Annotated in this window: 14 protein-coding genes; 9 read left to right on the forward strand and 5 right to left on the reverse strand. The window is 56.8% G+C overall.

Translation table 11 applies throughout. The annotated features are described in order from the left end of the window. Positions 1 to 60 precede the first annotated feature (60 nt). The 4 genes from I6L49_RS10090 to I6L49_RS10105 all read left to right on the forward strand — a co-directional run bounded on the left by I6L49_RS10090 (position 61) and on the right by I6L49_RS10105 (position 5,645). Positions 61 to 669: a short chain dehydrogenase gene (locus tag I6L49_RS10090; RefSeq protein WP_033113045.1), complete on the forward strand. Its 609-nt coding sequence runs from the start codon at positions 61 to 63 to the stop codon at positions 667 to 669. A 191-nt stretch (positions 670 to 860) separates the two neighbouring features. Next, positions 861 to 1,670 carry a hypothetical protein gene (locus tag I6L49_RS10095; RefSeq protein ID WP_254127585.1) on the forward strand — a complete coding sequence of 270 codons (810 nt, stop codon included), beginning with the start codon at positions 861 to 863 and terminating at the stop codon, positions 1,668 to 1,670. A gap of 286 nt (positions 1,671 to 1,956) precedes the next feature. After that, on the forward strand, positions 1,957 to 3,456 hold the full coding sequence (locus tag I6L49_RS10100) for a histidine-type phosphatase (RefSeq protein WP_216951549.1): 1,500 nt from the start codon (positions 1,957 to 1,959) through the stop codon (positions 3,454 to 3,456). Between the two features lie 425 nt (positions 3,457 to 3,881). Then, on the forward strand, positions 3,882 to 5,645 hold the full coding sequence (locus tag I6L49_RS10105) for a hypothetical protein (protein WP_216951551.1): 1,764 nt from the start codon (positions 3,882 to 3,884) through the stop codon (positions 5,643 to 5,645). Between the two features lie 167 nt (positions 5,646 to 5,812). Here I6L49_RS10105 and I6L49_RS10110 read toward each other — a convergent pair whose 3' ends face one another. The 3 genes from I6L49_RS10110 to I6L49_RS10120 form a co-directional block, all read right to left on the reverse strand. Beyond that, a complete protein-coding gene (locus I6L49_RS10110; RefSeq protein ID WP_216951552.1) occupies positions 5,813 to 8,188 on the reverse strand; it encodes a YgiQ family radical SAM protein in 2,376 nt (791 codons plus the stop codon). Positions 8,189 to 8,400: 212 nt separating this feature from the next. Continuing rightward, on the reverse strand, positions 8,401 to 11,517 hold the full coding sequence (locus tag I6L49_RS10115; RefSeq protein ID WP_216951553.1) for an efflux RND transporter permease subunit: 3,117 nt from the start codon (positions 11,515 to 11,517) through the stop codon (positions 8,401 to 8,403). Further along, positions 11,517 to 12,566 carry an efflux RND transporter periplasmic adaptor subunit gene (locus I6L49_RS10120; RefSeq protein WP_216951554.1) on the reverse strand — a complete coding sequence of 350 codons (1,050 nt, stop codon included), beginning with the start codon at positions 12,564 to 12,566 and terminating at the stop codon, positions 11,517 to 11,519. The genes I6L49_RS10115 and I6L49_RS10120 overlap by 1 nt, the downstream gene beginning before the upstream one ends. Before the next feature lie 197 nt (positions 12,567 to 12,763). Here I6L49_RS10120 and I6L49_RS10125 point away from each other — a divergent pair, with 197 nt between their 5' ends. Together I6L49_RS10125 and I6L49_RS10130 are read left to right on the forward strand one after the other, a co-directional pair. Further along, positions 12,764 to 14,302 (forward strand): sensor domain-containing diguanylate cyclase, encoded by a 1,539-nt coding sequence (locus I6L49_RS10125; RefSeq protein ID WP_216951555.1) that lies wholly within the window; start codon positions 12,764 to 12,766, stop codon positions 14,300 to 14,302. A gap of 46 nt (positions 14,303 to 14,348) precedes the next feature. Continuing rightward, on the forward strand, positions 14,349 to 15,224 hold the full coding sequence (locus I6L49_RS10130) for a patatin-like phospholipase family protein (protein ID WP_058057806.1): 876 nt from the start codon (positions 14,349 to 14,351) through the stop codon (positions 15,222 to 15,224). A gap of 72 nt (positions 15,225 to 15,296) precedes the next feature. Here I6L49_RS10130 and I6L49_RS10135 read toward each other — a convergent pair whose 3' ends face one another. Then, positions 15,297 to 16,637, reverse strand: coding sequence for an APC family permease (locus I6L49_RS10135; protein WP_216951556.1), 1,341 nt, complete (start codon positions 16,635 to 16,637; stop codon positions 15,297 to 15,299). Positions 16,638 to 16,835: 198 nt separating this feature from the next. Next, positions 16,836 to 17,102: a DNA-binding transcriptional regulator gene (locus tag I6L49_RS10140; protein ID WP_005338367.1), complete on the reverse strand. Its 267-nt coding sequence runs from the start codon at positions 17,100 to 17,102 to the stop codon at positions 16,836 to 16,838. A gap of 258 nt (positions 17,103 to 17,360) precedes the next feature. On the opposite strand from I6L49_RS10140, the gene I6L49_RS10145 reads away from it, so the two are divergent. The 3 genes from I6L49_RS10145 (at position 17,361) to ompA (I6L49_RS10155) (ending at position 20,591) form a co-directional block, all read left to right on the forward strand. Further along, entirely contained in the window at positions 17,361 to 17,957 is a 597-nt protein-coding gene (locus I6L49_RS10145; RefSeq protein WP_213386785.1) for a hypothetical protein, read from the forward strand. A 308-nt stretch (positions 17,958 to 18,265) separates the two neighbouring features. Continuing rightward, positions 18,266 to 19,285, forward strand: a complete 1,020-nt coding sequence (gene ompA, locus I6L49_RS10150) for a porin OmpA (RefSeq protein ID WP_013723997.1) — start codon at positions 18,266 to 18,268, stop codon at positions 19,283 to 19,285. 307 nt (positions 19,286 to 19,592) lie between these two features. Continuing rightward, positions 19,593 to 20,591 (forward strand): porin OmpA, encoded by a 999-nt coding sequence (gene ompA, locus I6L49_RS10155; RefSeq protein WP_005358919.1) that lies wholly within the window; start codon positions 19,593 to 19,595, stop codon positions 20,589 to 20,591. Positions 20,592 to 20,685: the final 94 nt, after the last annotated feature.

A 20,685-nucleotide genomic window follows, 5' to 3' on the forward strand; every position in this document is an offset into this window, starting at 1 on the left:
ATTTACATTGTATCAGTGGTTCTCTAACCTTGCAGCTCTTCCAGCAAAGCGAGGTTAACGATGAAAACAGTCATTCTGATTGGTGCTCAGGGGAAAATGGGGCAAGCCGCCCTCAGTGGTCTGGGCAAGCACAAGGTCATTACCGCCAGCCGCTCCGGCGAGGGGTGTGATTTTCAGGTGGATATCACCAGCAGAGAATCCATCGAGCGGCTCTACCAAAACGTGGGTTCCTTCGATGCGGTGGTCAATACCGCCGGCTATTGCGAATACGCCCCCTTTGGCGAGATGAGCGACGAGCAGTGGCAAACCACCATCCAGAGCAAGCTGATGGGGCAGATCAATCTGGTCAATATCGGCCTCAACTACATCAATCAGGGGGGCTCCTTCACCCTGATCTCCGGCATCCTCAATATCAAGCCGATCCCCCTGGCCATTGCCGATGCCACCACCAGCGGCGCCATCGATACCTTTGTCCAGTGCGTGGCCCACGAGCTGCCCCGTGGCATTCGCATCAATGTGGTCAACCCGACCGTACTGGAAGAGGCGTGGGACGTATATGGCGAGATGATGCCGGGCTTCCAGCCGGTGCCGGGCGCTTTGGTCGGCAAGGCGTTTGAGCGCTCCGTCGATGGCTTTATTAGCGGCCAGGTGCTCTATGTCGATGCCTGATCCGGTTCAGGTGTGACCCCAATGCCTTTGTAATTCCTTGTCGATGTTTTTCCTCTTCCCCGAAAGCGCCAGCTCTCGGGGCTTTTTGCATAGAGGAACCGGAGTAGCGACAAAATATGATTTCATTTCGACGGCGGCACACAGATTTATGTCATCCGGGTCACTGTCAGAGTGGCCTCGTTTGGCTTACTATGGCGCTCTTCTCCCTGTTACCGAGCAAAGGAACTATTTCAGGCTATTTGCCGGAATGGATTACAGCTGACCAACGCCCTGTTTGGCCGCAGCTTATTGGCGCGGCCACTAGTGCCTGTGCGCTATCGGCACTTATAAAACGCGTTATTTATGGATGTATAACGATGAAATCATCAATTGCACTCAAAGCCTTGTCGCCCTATATATTCGCAATATTGTCAGTTGGGCTGATATCCAGCGGATATCATGCGCTGCCGATCTATTGCGGCCTGGCCATTGTCGTCTATCCGGTGCTGGTTGCCATGCTGGCGGACGAGTGGGAAAAACAGGGGCTGGTCTATCGCGAATCAACCCAGGTCGAGGTTGATGTCAATGTGCGCGGGATCCTTATCAAAGAGCAGAGGCGACATCTGGAGAATCTCTATTTTATCTCGCCGGAAATAATGCAGACCAAACTCACCAGCCTCGCCCGCCTCAAACTGCTGCTCTGTGGCGCCATGTTTGCCGTGTCACTGTATGAATTCGCGCAGCAAGCCGAGGCACAATTTGCCCTGTACGCCGTCAATCTGATGGATATCAATCAGCTGGATATATGTGGCCTGATGATCGGCCTTGGTGGGGTGCTGTTTCTCGGCCACTGCGCGAGAAAAAGCCTCTCTCTCTATGGAACCTGTCGCCATAAAAACTATCTGGTGCAGAGCCATAACGAAACCGGCGTCCAGCTCTATAGCGCAGCCATTTCTACCAAGGCGGCAAACCTGCAAGTGACCCATACCCGCATGTTCGATGCCTTATTGGCGTGGTATTGAGCAACCCTTAATTGGCAACCTTTAATTGCCCCCCTTTGGATCAAGATGACGGGGCAGGAGGTAAGACAATAAGCCCCCATCCCAAACGCGCTCACTGACCACTCAGCCCTGACCGGCGCAGTGGTTGGTTGAGCCTCTATTGCCCTCCCTGTAGCCATCCTCTGCCCCTCCCCTTGCTTACTGCTTTATCAGAAGTCATCAGCCTGTCATCTGGCTGACATCCCGCGGTCATTTTCAAGTCATAGAGTTTTTCACTTATTTTTCATATGGATAGATAAGGAACATCATGACTTTCCCGCGCTCTTCTTATGTGGCTGTGGCCGTCTCGCTGGTCTTGCTTGGCGGCTGCCAGTCAGAGAACGAATCGTCTGCCGACAGCCAGGGCAAAACGGCCTATCAATACAGCACCAAAGCGGTCTACAGCCCGCAGCAGCAGGCGGAGAGCTACGAGCCAGCGCCTCAGGGGTTCAGCCCGGTCTTTACCGAGATGGTGGCGCGCCACGGCTCGCGCTCCCTCTCCAGCCCGAAATATGACGTGCTGACCAAGCTGGTCTGGGAAGAGGCGCAGCGTCAGGGGGCGCTCACCACTCTCGGGCAGGGGCTGGGAGGCAAGGTCGATCTGGTGACGGCCGCTAACCAGAAACTGGGCTATGGCCTGCTCTCGGCGCTGGGCAAGGAGGAGCACGCCAATCTCGCCACCCGGCTGGCGGCACGGCTGCCGACCCTGCTCAACAGCAGCGAGCCCCACTGCATCAAGGTGGTCACCTCGGGCAAGGACAGGGCCAACGAAAGCGCCTTCTACTTTATGAAGAGCCTCAAACACAACGTGAGCTATGTCAGCGACTCGGCGCAGTGCTACCTCACGCAGGATGACCCCTCGAAGATCGACAAAAAGCTGGTCAACAAGTTCGAGCTCTACTTCCACAAGACCACGCCCGAGGGGGATTACGCCCGCTACCTGCCCGCCTATGAGAGCTACCAGCGCTTTATCGGCGACGAAGATGCCGGAATCGCCCCGGCCCCCGAGCTGGCCAGGGCGCTGGATCAGCTTAAAAACCTGAGCAAGACCAAAGAGATGGCCCGCAGCATGCTGGAGCGTATCTACAGCAAGGGCTTTGTCGACTATCTGGCGGGCGGCGTCGAGTTTGTCGCCGTCAATCCGGAAGATGGCGGCATGACCTATGTGCGCGACGAAGTGGATGCCGCCCTGATGCTCTACAACCTCTTTATCATCGGCCCCGGCATGATCCGCGAAGCGCAGGCACAGGGCAGCGAGCCCTGGGCGCTGGAGCAGTTCCTCACTCCGGAGGAGTCTGCCTGGTTCTCCTACCTCTCCGATGCGGAAGATTTCTACGAGAAGGGGCCGAGCTTTGCCAACCAGAGCGCCCCCTACGCCATTGCCCAGCCGCTGCTCGACGGCCTGTTTAGCGAGGTGCAGCGTCAGGTGGTGGAAGGCGAGCAGAGCCGACGGGCCACCCTGCGTTTTGCCCACGCCGAAGCCATTATCCCCCTCGCCGCCCTGATGAAGCTGGAAGGGAGCCGTCAGGGGGCCAGCCCGGATCAGCTGTTCAGCCAGCAGAACAACGAGTGGCGCGGCGGCTGGGTCTCCCCCTATACCGCCAATATTCAGTGGGATATCTACCAGAACGGGCAGCGGCAGGTGCTGGTCAAGATGCTCTACAACGAAAAGGAGATCGCCTTTAAAACCGGCTGCCAGCCCTACCAAAGTGGCAGCCACTACTACGACTTCGAGGAGCTCAAGCGCTGCTACGGCTATAACGGCTAACCCTTCGCGAGCCGGATATGGCAATCACAAGGGGCGACCTGCAGGTCGCCCCAATCCACTCCCCTTCCCTTCCCTGCTTGCCAAAACGGGATATGGCTATAAAGCCGCCTTCCGGTTCCATTTGCCGATCCAGTTCAAAAAACGATTAATTTCTGATAGTTAAGTCACTTTAAGGCTCGCCCAGGCAGTTTCGTTTGGCTTACCATAGCCATCCAGAACCTGTTGAGCTGCGATGGGTTGCTGCCAGCGTGGGTCAGGGGAGCATATTGGAAGCTGTAATCCACGGGCGGTAGCGTGGAAGTCAGAGGCGTTATGCCTTGCTCAGAAAGGTGGGTGTCCCAGAATTCCTTGTTCATAACGATAAAATTTCCAGACCCACTTCTAACTAACATTTTTAAATTACATTTAAACAACTAGAGATTTGTATGAAATTTAGAACATTAGAGCATTGGGTTAATATAGAGAATCTAGACGGATTGTTGTTTTTTGCTCAACGTCTCGATGAAATGCTATTTGACTATACTCTGGACACATACAAACCACCTGTATTATGTTCCCCATATATTTGCATTGAAGCAATATCATTAATATCAGACATTGAGAACAAGAAGATTGACAGTGCCAATTTAAAACATGTTTTAGAAGAACTTGAGTGGTGCTTAAAAAACGACCTTGTAGCGAAATCATTGATGGATACTGATTGCAATCAATATTTTTCGATAGAGGACAATAAATCTCTCAGTTCAAGACAGTTACGACTTGAAGTATTGGCTCAAACATTAAATTCAGAAAGATACTTGCATAAATGCCAAGAGCTGCTGGAAACAGCAGTAATCGAAAACCGTAAAAATGACATAGAAACACTTATCCGACTTTATGTTTCTCGTTTAATAAATGGTGGTTTAAGTAAAAAATTAATATTTGAGAAAGTTGAAGACTTTTTCTTTAAAGGAATAGCTGGAAATATAGACAAATTAGAAAAAATAAGAGAGTTTTTTGAGTTCGTTTACCCGTACAGCCATAATTTTGAAATGCTATTCGCAGTCGACTCTATCATCTTGAAAGTTGGAGAATCTGTGAGAAAATTTGGCATTAAAATATCTGAAGAAATTCCAGAGGATTTTTTAGCATACGCAAATGAAATAGATTATAAAAAGAATCAAGGGCAAGTTTATGTCATTACCGATAAATTTAGAGCCCAAGATGTTTATTCAGCTAGAGAAATTGCCGAAAGAAAACTAGATAGCCTCAGTGATTTATTCATGATTTTTGCACATAAAGCTCGTATTTCTTGGCAAGACTCTATTTTAGTAAAACAATGCTGTACTGAAGGAATAAAGCTGGTTGGCAGGCCTCAGAATACTATGGAGAAAGGTATTGACCTTAGACCTGATGTAGCTTCAGAGCGCCTCAATAGAATGATTAAACGATTTTCGGTACAGCGAGATAGCTTTGAAAGATTCGACCGTGTAGTCGATTTACATGGCATGTCAATTATAAATAACATTCCTGAAAATCAGCTTCTTAATACTTGGATTAGTCTAGAAACAATTACACCTACTCATGTTGGGAATACAAAGATTAATGAAATGATAGATCTACTCATACCAATCTTCATGCTTGGCTACTCCAAAAGAATAATCAACAGACTTGCCTTTGACTTAATTAGGTGGGATAGAAGAAAAGTTAGAGGGATTTTAGCAAAATTAAACTTAAGTAAAGGCACTAAACTTAGCGATAAAGTTCTCATATTGCTAACAAATGAAAGCTCAGAGCCTTTATTAACTGAACTTTATACAGAGCTATCTTCGTTCCCTCTTTTAAGATATAGAATATTTAGTCTGCATCGAGATTTTAAAACTCCTAAAAACTGGAAAAAACGCTTAGATATACACAAACAAAAAGTGGCTTGGCAAATAAGAAGAATATATAGAACAAGAAATATTATCGTACATTCTGGAAAACCCCCAAAATTTATACACTCACTGATTGAAAATGCTCATGACTATCTAGATCAAGTGCTTTACAGTTATATAGAATTAAGTTGTGAAAACTACCGAATAAAAACTTTGGAACAATGCTTTGAACTCTGTTCTATGAAATGGGAAGTGTATCAAAAAAAACTAAATGCAATTCAAACATTTGATGAAGAAAATTGCAAATTCATAATTTATGATGCCATTGCATAAATTAAACTATTGAAAAATTTCAGTATCAAAAGTCAATGTGTCTATACAGAATTGTTTTTATTAAAGATGGTAATTAACTAGGTATTTAAAATTCAAAGTTAGTGGGTATAAAAAGGCGACCAACCGGTCGCCTTTTTTATTTCTATCGCTTTGCTAATCAGCGAATATCACCTTGCCGGTCGCTTGGCACCATTGCCTTTAGCCGCAGGCTTGCCGCCTTGAGCGGCGGGTTTGGCTCCCGGCTTGGCAGAGCCAGCGCGGGTCGGGGCTTTGCCCTTATGGGCAGGTTTTCCGGCAGGTTTGCTCTTACCCGCATTCTGGCCAGCATTCTTGCCTTCGCCCTGTGCGGCCGGTTTGCCGTTAGCCGCGCCTTTGTGCAGCTGGGAACCCACCGGCTTGCCGCCCGTCGGCTTGTTGCCTGTGCCATTGCCGCGCTGATGGGCAATGTTACTGTGGCGAGTCAGGGCCGGTTTCATCCCCTTGCCAGTGGCGGCACGCTCGTTGCGCCGCTCATTCCTACTTTCTGCAGGCACCAGACAGCCGGGGCCGTTGCCAATCAGGTGGCCTTTGCCCATGGCGAGCAGGGCTTCGCGGATCATCGGCCAGCCAGCCGGGTCATGGTAGCGCAGCAGCGCCTTGTGCAGGCGGCGACGGCGCTCACCCTTGGCAACAAACACATCGCCACCGGTGCGGCTCACCTTGTTTAACGGGTTTTTCTCCGTGTAATACATGGTGGTGGCGTTGGCGAGCGGCGACGGGTAGAAGTTCTGCACCTGATCGAGCTTGAAGCGGTTCTCTTTGACCCAGAGCGCCAGATTGATCATGTCTTCATCCGTGGTGCCCGGGTGGGCGGAGATAAAGTAGGGGATCAGGTATTGCTGCTTGCCCGCCTCTTTGGAGTATTTGTCGAACAGTTCCTTGAACTGGTAGTAGCTGCCCATGCCCGGCTTCATCATCTTGGAGAGCGGCCCCTCCTCGGTGTGTTCCGGCGCGATCTTCAGGTAGCCGCCGACGTGGTACTTGGCCAGCTCCTTGATATAGCGGGGATCTTCGACCGCGATGTCGTAACGCACGCCCGAGGCGATGAGGATCTTCTTGATCCCCTTGAGGTCGCGCGCCTTGCGATAGAGGTTGATGGTCGGGCTGTGGTCGGTGTCCATGTGCGGGCAGATGGTGGGCCAGACACAGGAGGCGCGACGGCAGGTCTGCTCGGCCTTGGGGCTCTTGCAGCGCAGCTTGTACATGTTGGCGGTAGGGCCGCCGAGATCCGAGATGACGCCGGTAAAGCCCGGCACCTTGTCGCGGATATCTTCAATTTCTTTCAAGATCGACTCTTCCGAGCGGCTCTGGATGATGCGCCCTTCGTGCTCGGTGATGGAGCAGAAGGAGCAGCCGCCAAAGCAGCCGCGCATGATGTTGACCGAGGTCTTGATCATCTCGAAGGCGGGGATCTTCTCGTTGCCATAGGCCGGGTGCGGCACCCGCTGGTAGGGCAGGCCGAATACGCCGTCCATCTCCTCGGTTTCGAGCGGGAAGGCGGGCGGGTTGACCCAGACGATGCGATCGCCGTGAGCTTGCGACAGGGCGCGCGCACAGCCGGGGTTGGTCTCGTGGTGCAGAATGCGCGAGGCGTGGGCGTAGAGCACCTTGTCCTCTTTCACCCGCTCGAACGCTGGCAGCTTCACATAGGTTTTTTCCCACGGCTTGGGCTTGGCCGGCTGCACCAGCACGGGTTTGGCCTCCTGCGCGGCGGGTGCCGCGTCGGTGGCATCATCCGAGCAGGGAGCCCCTTCCATATAGGGGTTCATGATGGGATCGATGCGGCCAATCTGGTCGAGCTTGCTCGAATCCACCCCTTTCCAGCCCGGCAGCGGCTCCTTGCGGATGACGGCGGTGCCGCGAATATCCTGCATGGTGTCGATGCTCTCCCCCGCTGCGATGCGGTGGGCCACTTCCACCAGCGGCCGCTCGGCGTTGCCGTAAATCAGGATATCGGCCTTGGCATCGAGCAGGATGGAGCGGCGGATGGTCTCGGACCAGTAGTCATAGTGGGCGATGCGGCGCAGGGATGCCTCGATGCCGCCGATAACCACCGGCACCTCCTTGAAGGCCTCCTTGCAGCGCTGGGTATAGACCAGGGTGGCGCGATCCGGCCGCTTGCCGCCCACATCCCCTGGGGTGTAGGCGTCGTCGTGGCGCAGCTTTTTGTCGGAGGTGTAGCGGTTGATCATGGAGTCCATATTGCCCGCGGTCACCCCGAAGAAGAGATTCGGTTTGCCCAGACGCATAAAGTCATCCTTCGATGACCAGTCCGGCTGGGCGATGATGCCGACCCGAAAGCCCTGCGCCTCCAGCATGCGGCCGATGACCGCCATGCCGAAGCTCGGGTGATCCACGTAGGCATCCCCCGTCACCAGAATGACGTCGCAGCTGTCCCAACCGAGCTTGTCCATCTCTTTGCGGGACATGGGCAGGAAGGGCGCCGTGCCGTAGCACTCGGCCCAATAGCGGGGATAGGAGAAAAGGTTGGGTACCGGCTGCATTTTGAACACCTGGAAAAATTCGGGTCGCGCATTATACCGGTTGCGGCCAAGGGGAGCGATGGCTTTTTGTCCCTATAGATCCCGCGGAATAGGCCGCCGTCCGCAATAGCAAGGGCGCCCGCAGGCGCCCTTGTGATGATGGAGGCTGATTTACTGGCCCCGCTTGAGCGCGCAGGTCAGGGTTCAGGCCAGGATGTCGGTCAAGGCGCTGATCAGGGCGCCGGAGGGTGCGACTCCCCTGCCCCTTTGGCGGCCAGCGCTTCGTCTACCTGCTGATCCCGCGCCCCTGTCATACCGGCGTGGCGGGCGATCAGATGGTAGATGGCGGGCACCACCAGCAGAGTGACCAGGGTGGCCAGCGACAGTCCGAAGAAGACCACAGTCCCCACCGCCATCCGGCTCTCGTAGCCTGCCCCCATGGAGAGCATCAGCGGCACCGCGCCGATAATGGCGGTGAGCGAAGTCATCAGGATGGGGCGCAGACGGCGCACCGAGCCTTTGATTATCGCCTCCTCGAACCCTTCGCCGCGCTGGCGCAGCTGGTTGATGAACTCGACGATGAGGATGCCGTTCTTGGTCACCATGCCAATCAGCATGATCATGCCGATCTGGCTGTAGATGCTCATCTCCTGCCCCGTCAGCCAGAGGCCGAGCAGGCCGCCGAAGATGCCGAGCGGCACCGTCACCATCACCACCGCCGGGGTCAGGGTGCTCTCGAACTGGGCCACCAGCACCAGATAGACCACCAGCAGGGCGAGGCCAAAGACCAGCACCATCTCCCCCTGATTGTCGCGGTAATCCTTGGAATCACCGGCGTAATCCACCGTCATACCGGTGGGCAGGTTGGCGTTGGCCCAGCCATCGAGGAAATCGAGGGCCTCACCCAGGGTGTGGTCAGGGTGCACATCGGCGGTCAGGGTGATCGCCTTTTGCCGCTGGTAGTGGTTGAGGCGGTTGGCGGTCGCCACCTGCTTGACGGTCGCCAGAGTCGAGAGACTGACCATCTCGCCGTTGGCGGCTTTTAGATAGATGCGACCGAGATCCGAGATGCCGTTGAACTCGGTCTGGTTGCCGCGCAGGTAGACGTCATACTCCTCGCCCCTGTCCACATAGGTGGTCTTGCTCGCCCCGCCCAGTAGGGTCTGCAAGCTGTTGGCCACGGTGGAGACCGGAATGCCGAGCTGGCTGGCGCTGTCGCGATTGATGGTCACCTGCAGCTCAGGAGTCTTCTCGGCATAGTCGAGATCCGGGCTCAGCATCAGGCCGCTGCCCTGCGCTGCCTGTTGCAGCGCCAACCCTTGCTGGTAGAGCTCGGCATAGTCGTTGCCCTGCAGCACGAACTGCACCGGTGCGGTTGAGCCTCCGCGGAAACCGGGCTGGAAGGTGCGGATCATCACATCGGGAATGCCGGAGAGCTTGGCACCCAGCGAGCGGGAGAACTCGGTGGCGGTGACGTCGCGCTCGGCCCAGTCGGTGAGCTGGATGATCACCATACCGGTCTGATCGCCGCCACGGCCAAAGGCGGGGGTGCTGAAGCTCAGCGCCTGCACCACCCCTTTGCCCAGCATCGGCATGATGGCGGACTCCACCTGCTGCATGTTGCGCTTCATCCGCTCGATACTGGTCCCCTCTGCCCCCTTGACGAAGACATAGATGACGCCGCGATCTTCGGTCGGGGTAAGGCTGGTCGGCAGCTGGGTAAAGAGGGCACCGATACCGCCCAGACAGAGCAGCAACACCAGCGGCGTCCAGCGGGAGCGACGCAGCACCCATGCCAGCAGGTGGCGATAGTGCCCCTCCAGCCAGCCCAGCCCGCGATCGAGCCCGGCGGTGAGCCGGTTCGGTTTATCCAGCGGGCGCATCAGCCAGGAGCCCATGGCCGGAGTCAGGGTCAGCGCCACCAGCGAGGAGCAGAGCACCGCCAATGAGAGCAATATCGCAAACTCGGTAAAGAGCCGCCCCACCATGCCATCCATAAAGGCGATGGGGACGAACACCATCACCAGCACGGCGGTGGTGGCGATGACCGCAAAGCCCACCTCGCGGGTGCCGTGCCAGGCGGCCAGCAGCGGCGGTTCCCCCCGCTGCAGATGGTGGTGGATGTTCTCCACCACCACGATGGCGTCATCCACCACCAGACCGATGGCGAGGATCAGCGCCAGCAGGGTGATGAGGTTGATGGAAAAGCCGAAATACCAGGCGCCGATAAAGGCTGATATCAGCGATACCGGCACCGTAATGGCAGGAATAAGCGTGGTGCGCCCCTGCCCGAGGAACAGATAGAGCACCGCCACCACCAGCACGGCGCAGATGGCCAGGGTCTCGTACACCTCGTCGATGGCCTGCTTGATAAAGATGGTGGAGTCGTAATCCACCTCGAGCTTGGCCCCCTCCGGCAGGAAGCGCTGCATCTCGCCAAGCTTCTTCTCGATCCCCTGCGCCACCGCCAGCGGGTTGGCGGTGGACTGGGCGACGATGCCGATACCCAGACTCTCTTTACCGTTGCGCTGATAGGCGCTGTCTTCGTTCTTGGCCCCCACCTCCACATCGGCGATATCGGCCAGATAGACGCTCTGGCCGTTGGCAGCTGTGGTGACTTGCAGTTGCTGAAAATCTTCCGCTGTGTGATAGAGACGGGCGATCTGCACCGCCATGGTCATGGAGTTGTTGCGGATCTCCCCCCCCGGCAGCTCGATATTCTCCCGCTTGAGGGCATCTTCCACATCGCTCACCGTGATACCACGGGCGGCCATGTCGGCCGGGCGCAGCCGCACATACATCACCTGGGTGAGATCGCCGGAGAGCGCCACTTCGCTCACCCCGTCCACCAGACTCAGGGGGTCGACCAGCACCCGGTTGGCGTAGTCGGTCATGGCGGTGCGATCCATCTGGCTGCTGCTGAAGTTGAGCCAGATCGCCACATCGCCGTTGCCGCTGTCCTTGGTCACCAGCGGCTCGTCCACATCATCGGGCAGCCGTGGCCGCGCGCGGGAGAGAGCATCGCGCACATCGGAGATCCCCTCCACCATGTTCCAGCCGAGCTTGAACTCGACCGTGATCATCGAGCGCCCCTTGCGGGTCATGGAGTTGATGTTCTTGATGCCGCTGATGCCGGAAAGTTGATCCTCGATGGGCTTGGTGACCTGACTCTCCATCACCGAGGGGGCAGCCCCTTCATAGGTGGTGGTGATGGAGACCGAGGGGATCTGCACGTCCGGCATCTCCCGCACCGTCAATTTGCTGAAGGCGACCAGACCAAACACGGTGAGCAGGGCGCTGAGCACCACCGCCACCAGCGGGCGGCGTACTGAGATATCGGAGAGCCACATCAGCCGTTCACCTCGGCCAGATCACGCACCTGCACCCCATCACGCAGATTGACCAGCCCCTCGACCACGATGCGATCGCCGACCTTGAGCCCCTCGGTGACCCAGACGGTCTCCCCTTCGGTTTCGCCAAGTACCACAGGCACCCGCTTGACCCGGCCATCGGCCTCGAGACGGTAAACAAAGCGCTGCTCACCGGCGTACTCCACCGACTGGGCGGGGATCAGGGTGAGCTGCTGGGCAGGCAGCGCCAGCTCCACATTGAGCAGCATGCCCGGGCGCAACTGGCCGTTGCCATTGGGGATCATCACCCGCGCCTTGATGTTCTGGGTATCGTTGGAAATGCGGCTATCGAGAGTGGTCAGGGTGCCGTTGAATTGCTGATCCGGCCAGGCGGTACTGGTGGCGGTGACCGCCATGCCCGGTCGCAGCAGGGAGAGGTAACGCTCCGGCACCGCCAGATCGAGGCGCAGTTTGTCGAGTTCATCGAGATGCAGCAGGGTGTCGCCGCTGTTGACCAGCGCCCCTTCGCTCAAGTCAATCAGGCTCACGGTACCGGCAAAGGGCGCCTGCAAGGTACGCAGGGAGAGCTCGTAGCGGGCGGCATCGAGGCGAGCCTGCACCTGAGCCACGGTGGCCTCCTGCCCCTCCAGCTCGGATTGGGTCACGGCGCCACGGGCCACCAGCTTGCGCATATCCCCCAGCTTGCGGTTCTCGTCGCGCAGACTGGCGCTCTGCTCGGCCAGCTCCGCCTGCTGCTTGCCCGCATCGAGCGCGATCAGGGTCTCCCCCTTCGCCACGCTCTGACCAGATTGCACCGCAATTTTGACGATGCGACCGGTCACTTCGGGGCTGATGATGACGGAGCGATTGGCTGCCAGCTTGCCCACCAGCTTGAGGGTCGGCTCGGCCAGACTCTGCTTGACGGTTTGAGTGCGGATATTGACCTGTCTGGTCGGTGCTTTGGCGGCGGGTTCGCTGTGACGCAGCGCCCAGACGCCGGCAACCGCGATTAGAAGAAGGCCCAAGCCGAGCCAGATACGCATTTTCATCGAACAGTCCATGAAGAGTGAGAGGGTAAATCCAGATTGGGGCCATTTTAGCCCCAGACTATGCCGTGACTATGTATAAATGTGACAAAACGTAACAAGAGCGGGATAAGCTCACTCTGTTTCAGGTCGCGCCGTTTGTTTTCACGCCACATCGCATACACTAACGACAATTTCCTTCGCAACCCGACTGACTGCCTATGCCCAAAATGTCTGACCACCGCTTTCTCACACGCCTGACCTGGCTCCTGTTCGCCGTGGTCATCCTGCTGATTGGTCTGACCTTGCGGCAAAGCCTGAAACAGATAGAACGCCTCTACCAGAGCGATACCCTCAACAGCGCCATCTACCTGCGAGATCGTTTCAAACAGACCGAAGTATTTCTGGAGGCGATGCGCGGTCAGGCCGAAGAGCGACTGCGCAGCGACCCCCAGTCGGTGCTCACCCGCCAGCTCTATCGCCATATCGAGGCGCTGCCAGAGGGGCTGGCCCTCGACAAGCTCCCCGGTGATTTACCAGCCGGACTGGCGGGCAACCTCACCGGTGACGGCCCGCTGCCGCCCTCCGGCAGTGCGCGGGAGGCGCAACTTCATTTGGCCCTGAGCCTCTCGCCCTTGCTGGCCACTGCCAGCCAGCGCCTTGGCAGCGAGATCGCCTGGGCCTACTTCACCGGCGTGGACAACTTTATCTACCTCTATCCCTGGATCCCCTCCAGCCAGTTTCGTTTTGCCCGCAGCATCTATGACAAGCACTACTGGCAGGATGCGCTGATGTCACCCAACCCCAGCCGGGACACCATTCTCTCCCGTCCCTACGAAGATTTTGCCGGACTGGGCACCATGGTCACCATGTCCCAGCCTCTCTACAAGGACGGCTCGCTGGTAGGGATGATCAGCATGGACATCCTGCTCTCACGCTTGCAATCGCAGCTCAATCAACTGGCACCGGCGCTGGGTGAGTATCTGCTGCTCAATCAGTACCATCAGGTGCTGGCCAGCAGCGCACTCCAGCCCGTGGTGCCGCAAGACCCCGAGCCGACCGACGAATACCAGTGGCAACAAGGGGCATTGCAGCTGACCATGGCAATCCCAGATACCCCGTTGCGACTGGTGCACAACGTCACCCTGCTGCCGCTGGTGTGGGCCATGCTCTGCCAGTCCACGCCGACCCTGCTCGCCATTCTCTTTATGCTGCTGGCCGCCCTCTCCAACCTGAGATCCCATCGCCTCAACCAGCGGCTCAATTACCTCTCCTGCCACGATGCCCTCACCGGCGCCTTCAACCGCCACTATCTGGTGCTGCTGGAGCAGGCGGGCGATCTGGCCCGGCTGCAAGCGGGGATCCTGATGTTCGATGCGGATCACTTCAAACGGGTCAATGACAACTTCGGCCATGCCGTCGGCGATATCGTGCTGATCCGGCTGGTGCAGATCTGCCAGCAGCAGCTTAGGCCCACTGATCGCCTGATCCGCTGGGGGGGCGAAGAGTTTCTGCTGCTGATTGGCCGCGCTGATGCAACGCAGCTCGGCCAGCTGGCGGAGCTGCTGAGAAAGGCGGTGGCGGATCACGACTGGGCCGCCATCGAACCCGGGCTGGAGGTCACCATCAGCCTCGGCTATCTGCCCCACCAGGAGAACCTTCCCCTGCACGAAGCGGTGCGCCGCGCCGATGTGGCGCTCTATCAGGCCAAGGCCAACGGTCGCAACCGCAGCGAAAGATGGCAGGGTGACGCCTCCTGACTCTCGGAGTAAGCTGACCCCTCAACCCCTTTTTTGGAGGACTGTCGTGCCACGTAAACCCCGCGTAGGGCTCGCTCTCGGAAGCGGCGCCGCCAGAGGATGGGCCCATATCGGCGTCATCCGCGCCCTTGAACGTCTCGGCATCAAACCGGATTTGATCGCTGGCTGCTCCATCGGCAGCTTTGTCGGTGCCGCCTATGCCGCCGGAGAACTGGATCGGCTGGAAACCTGGGTGCGCGGCTTTACCCGCCTGCAGGTGGTCAGCCTGCTCGACCCGGCCCTCTCCGGCGGTCTGTTTCGCGGCGAAAAGGTGTTTGGTCTTGCCGCAAGCCATCTGGGGGATCCCGATCTCGAGAATCTGCCCATCCCCTTCGCCTGCATCGCCACCGAACTCGATACCGGCCGCGAGATCTGGCTGCAACAGGGCCCGCTACGCCAGTCGGTGCGCGCCTCCTGCGGCATGCCGGGGATCCTCACCCCGACCCGGATAAACGACCGCTGGCTGGTCGATGGCGCCGTGGTCAATCCGGTGCCCATCTCGCTGGCCCGAGCCATGGGGGCCGAGGTGGTGATTGCGGTCAACCTCAACACCGATATGCACCAACCCTGGACCGACGAGCCGGATCAACCCGGCAGCGGCGGCCTGCTCAGCCAGTGGCTCAATCGCGGTGAAACCGCGCCAGCCACTCCGGGTCTGTGGAGCGTGATGAGTGGCTCCATCAACATCATGCAGGAGCGTATTACCCGCGCCCGGATGGCCGGTGACCCGCCGGAGATCCAGCTCTGCCCGCGCCTTGGCAGCTTCTCCATCATGGACTTTCATCGCGCCAGCGATGCCATCAACGAGGGGGAAGCCTGTGTCGAGCGTAACCTCGATCAGCTCAAGGATGAACTGGGCCGCCTCGGGTTACTGGGCAGTTAGTTGTCGACATGCTGCGGTTTACACATGAAAAAAGCGCCATTCGGCGCTTTTTTTTTCAACTTACTTACCCGGTTACTCCTTACGGTAGAAGAGCAACCCGAGCAGAATCACCCCCACAGAGACCAGCAGATAGAGCCCCAGACTGGGATTGGTGATACCGCCATACAGAATGATGAGCGCGCCCAGAGTGGCGCAGGTCGGGATCACAAACCGCTTTATCCAGCCCAACTCGGTAAAGGTGCGCATGTACCAGACATAGAGGAACAGATAGAGGCCATAAATCAGCACGATCGGCATCTCGTCCAGGGCGATGTAACGACCGAATGTCTCGTTGATGCTGCAGTACCACAGCACTGAGTAGATCACCGACAACAGTGCTGCCGCGAGGGCCGAGTTAATTGGCATGTGGTGATGCGATTCGATACGGCTCATCCACTTGGGGGCTGGCCCCTGATTGCGGATCGCCAGCGAGTAGGGAATGCGCATGGTCGCCAACACCAGACCATTGAGGGTTCCGAGGCAGGAGATAATCACAAACACGGTCAAAATGGTCGAGGCAGTCCCGCCAAACAGGCTGGTTGTCGCGAGATTTACCGCGTTATCCCCTTGCGCCACTATCTCGTCCGTCGGCAAGACGCTGGCGATCCCCAGAAAATAGGTGACATAGACCACAAAGACTATCAGGGTGCCAATCACCAGCGCTCTGGGCAGATTCTTCTTGGAATCGCGAATTTCGCTGTTGATGGTCACGGCGGCGATCCACCCCTCATAAGCGAAGGCGGTGGCAACCACGGCCGTGGCCAGAGTGCCTCCGGTGCTTCCTATCCCATCCATTGCCTGCACAAAGTTGGTCACGGTGACACCATTGAGCAAACCTGAAATGGTGCCCACAATCGCAACCAGGATCAGCGGGATCAACTTGATCAGGGTAGAACCCACTTGCAGCTTGCCCGCCAGGACCGGGGTATAGAAGTTGATCAGATAGGTGACCGTCATATAGACAGCCGCCAGTATCCAGGTCGCACCAGAGTTGGTCGGATTATCACTACCGAGCAAGATCATGGTGTACAGGGCGGCGACCCAGGCAAGGATGGCGGAAAGAGGGGCGTAATAGAGTACGCCTTTGAACCACCCCACCAGATAACCAAACATTTTGCCGTATGCCGCTTCGGCATAATCGACGATACCGTTGGACTTTTCGATCCGCTGGGCAAACTCGGCAAACACCAGCGCGCCGAAGATCATCGAAAATGCCCCCAGCGCCCATGCCAGCAGTGCAATGGCCAGATTACCGCCAGTCAGACGCAGTACATCATCGGCCTTGAAGAAGACACCGGAGCCGATCACCACGCCGACCACCATCGCAATGGCAGTCATCAGGCCATAACGTTTATCCAACTCATTACTGCTCATACCCATACTCCATACGATTGCTCATATCATCCTGAATGTAATAGTGTTCAGGTGGCCAGATACCACCAGGGCCCACTTTTCGGGGCCGCTTATTCTCGTTGGCCTGCATGGATAATTCAAAGCGTGTTAGATCAAAATATCGATCGGCAACCCAAAAAAAATACCGCCCGAAGGCGGCATTTCTATTCACATCGATGATCACGCCTTGGCGAGGTCATCCGGGCCAATCTGGCCGATTTCGGCGACTTTCTTGTCTGCCAGCAGCCAGAGGGTGAACTTGTGCAGATCCGGGTGGTGCGCCAGGGCAACCAGGAAGGCGCCCCCAACTTCACGGTAACCCAGCTCGTAGTTTTTCAGCGTGGTGGGAGGAACACCCAGCAAATCTGCAAACTTCGGACGGCTCAAACCGACCGCTTCACGGATCTGACGGATCTTCTTGCCAACAGTGACGATATTTGAATTCATAATGTTCCATACTCCGTTTGGCGGATTTACTCCGCCTTTTATTTTTCGCGACGACTCGTAGTCAAGTGTATCAGTTTTGTTCGGACTCGTTATGGTCGAGCCTCTATCTTATGAGCGCCTTTCGGCGACAACCCTTGCCTTCAAGGGGGGATGGTAATCGCTCAGCCGCCTCAGGTAAACAGTCTCGAAAAGAAACCTTTATTGTGGCCCCCCCAATAACTCGTATAATCCGCCGGATACCCATTAAGAGGAATAAGTATGGCGTTTCCCGGCATTATCTCTCGCCTGCACCCCGTATCCAGCACAGAAGAACTGGCACAACAGCGCCTGCAAGGTGAACAATATCGCGCCGAAGCATTCTGGCTTCCGGCCTTGATGTCCAGCCATGCCAGCGAACTGCTGGCCGCCCTGCCGGAGAGCTGCAGCCTGTTTCTTGAACAGGCATGCCCGGACCTGACCTTGCGCAGCCACGACGGCACCCTGCATAACAATGAGCAGCTCATCACGGTAAATGGCCAGTCTATTGCGCTGGCAACCACCCCGGGTGATGGTGGTCTGGTGCCCGAATCGGGCATGTGCGAGATGGCCGACTGGCTGGAGGCGGGACACCGCCACTTCATCTGTTCAGCTGCGGTTCAGCCTGTGGCTCGCGCCATCCTCAACATCTGGCCCCTTGACCCCTATCTGGCCCGACATTTTTTGATGACATTTACCCCCCTGCTGCAGAGCGCAACCCAAGCAGATTACCTTGCGGTCTTTGCCGCCAGAGCGAATCCTGCCAGCCCGCATAGCGACTGGGTTCAGGCTTATATGAAGCTGGAGAAGAAACTGCACAGGGCCTATCTGGATCACTAATTAATCAAAATAAACAGCCAGTTAAGGGCACGACACAATTTGCCACAAGGCTCATTTGTGAGCTTGATCATGTTTTAAAATCGGCATAGAGTGCGCCTCGTCATCGGAATGACATCAGTTGCCTGGCAGTGGTTTCTCACGCATTGCGTGCCATGCCAGCGCACTCGACACACCAGGAGAGTGTGCAACCCGGTTATACCGGGTCATCTGCCAGACTCGACGCCAGCCGTACGGCGGAGCCTGCAGCTTACATAAATTACAAAGTGTGAAGCACGTGAATAACGTGCGATCTCAACGAGGATTTTTTTATGATGAAAATGGCTCCTTCCATGATCGCCATCGCCATGGCTGCTCTGGGTGCTACCGCTGCTCACGCCGCTGACGACATCTACTTCGGTGCCGGTGTCGGTGCTACTCACTTCAACGGCCTGAACAAGCTGGAAAGCACCAATGTAGGCCAGGAAGACGCGGCTGCTGCCAACGCTTTCATGGGTTACAACTTCACCGAGAACTTCGGTACCGAACTGGGCTACCAGTACACCGGTCGTGGCAACACCGACGGCAACCGTTACGAGAGCCAGGGTGCCACCCTGTCCGGTATCGCCCGTATGCCGGTTGGCAACGACTTCTCCCTGTTCGCTGAAGGCGGCGCCTACTGGGGTCACACCGATGGTCTGGGCACCAGCGACACTAAAGTTTCCCCGCTGGCCGGTGCTGGTGTGACTTACAAGGTAAATGACGCGCTGGATCTGCAAGCTCGCTACCGCTACATGTGGGACGTGGCTGACCTGCACGCCAACGGTGAGCGTTACAAAGCCAACCAGAGCATCGCTACTCTGGAAGCGGTATACCACCCGTTCCGTACTTCCTACGTAGCTCCGGTAGCTGCTCCGGTAGTTGAAGAAGCTCCGGCTCCTGCTCCGCAAGTTGTAGAGAAGAACTTCGCCCTGAACTCAGACGTGCTGTTTGCCTTCGGCAAAGACACCCTGAAGCCGGAAGGCGTTGCAGCCCTGAACGGTCTGTATCAGCAAATCGTTGAGTTCCAGCCGAAAGATGGCAACGCTGTTGTTGTTGGTTACACCGACCGTATCGGTTCCGACGCTTACAACCAGAAGCTGTCTGAAGCCCGTGCCCGCACCGTTGCCAACTTCCTGGTAAGCAAAGGTATGGCTGCCAGCAAAGTTGCCATTGAAGGTCGTGGCGAAGCCAACCCGGTTACCGGCACCAAGTGCAACGGCGTAACTGCTAAAGCTCAACTGATCTCCTGCCTGGCTCCGGATCGTCGCGTAGAAGTTCGCGTATCTGGCGTACAAGAAGTTCAGCAATAATCTGACCTCGTTCAGATAGTGCGAAAAAAAGGGATGCTGCGGCATCCCTTTTTGTTTGTCTCGTTCTCGCTTGCATCCCTCACTCCCGCCTCCCTGCCCTTGCCTGCCTCGTCTCGAAAGCATAAAGTAGTTGCGCCTGTAAGGTATTGGATAAGCACTAAAAAGCGCTTCTTGTCCGGTCTGTTGTCCATGACGCCAATGCATCATGAGAGTCCAAAGCCTTCGCTATCCACTTTGCTGGCGATTTTTCGCAGCAATAAAAACAAGTGCATTGCCCGACATGGGCTAACACAACGAGGATAAACCGATGAAACTCAAAATGGCTCCTACCCTGATTGCACTGGCGCTCGCCGCCGCAGGCACCACAGCTCAGGCTGCCGATGACTGGTACACCGGTGTTGGTGCAGGTTGGGCATATGCCCACGGTCTGGATGATTTTGGCAAAGACACTGACAAAGACGCCACTGCACTGAGCCTGTTCGGCGGTTACAACTTCAACGACTACTACGCAGCTGAACTGGGCTACCTCTACGCCGGTAAAGCGGGCGTTGACGGTGCCGATTTCAAAACCCAGGGTGCAACCCTCTCCGGTATCGCCCGCCTGCCGCTGGGCGACATCTTCTCGGTGTTTGCTGAAGGCGGAGCCTACTTCAATCACGTCAACGGCAATGGCAACAGTGACAACGGCACTGCACCGCTGGCGGGCCTGGGTCTGACTGCCAAGCTCTCCGACCTTATCGATGTGCAAGCACGCTACCGCTATCTGTGGAATCTGGGTGACGAGCAGAAAACCTGGGAGAGCGACATGAGCGTCGCGACCCTGGAGCTGGTGATGCACCCGAACCGCACCTCTTATGTTGCCCCGGTGGCCGCCCCTGCGCCTGAGCCGGTTCCCGAGCCGGTACTGGTCGACAAGAACTTCGCCCTGAGCTCTGACGTGCTGTTTGCCTTTGGCAAATCCACCCTCAAGCCAGAAGGTGTCGCAGCGCTGAATACGCTGTATCAGCAGATCGTTGATGTTCAGCCGAAAGATGGCAGCGCCGTGGTCGTCGGTTACACCGACCGTATCGGCTCTGACGCCTACAACCTGAAACTCTCCGAAGCGCGTGCCCGTACCGTAGCCGACTTCCTGGTTGGCAAAGGTCTGCCGGCTGGCAAAGTTGCCATCGAAGGTCGCGGTGAAGCCAATCCGGTCACCGGTACCCAGTGCAACAGCGTCAAGGGCAAGGCTCAGCTGATCTCCTGCCTGGCGCCGGATCGCCGTGTAGAAGTACGCGTCACCGGCGTGCAGCAAGTACAACAGTAACCCTGCAGTCCGACATAACAAGGAGGCCACCTGGCCTCCTTTTTCTTGCCGCTTATTTCACCCACCTTGTAACCCTCTTTTGCCCCCTTCCTCT

Source organism: Aeromonas sp. FDAARGOS 1419, assembly GCF_019047045.1.
GTDB classification, from domain to species: Bacteria; Pseudomonadota; Gammaproteobacteria; order Enterobacterales; family Aeromonadaceae; genus Aeromonas; species Aeromonas veronii.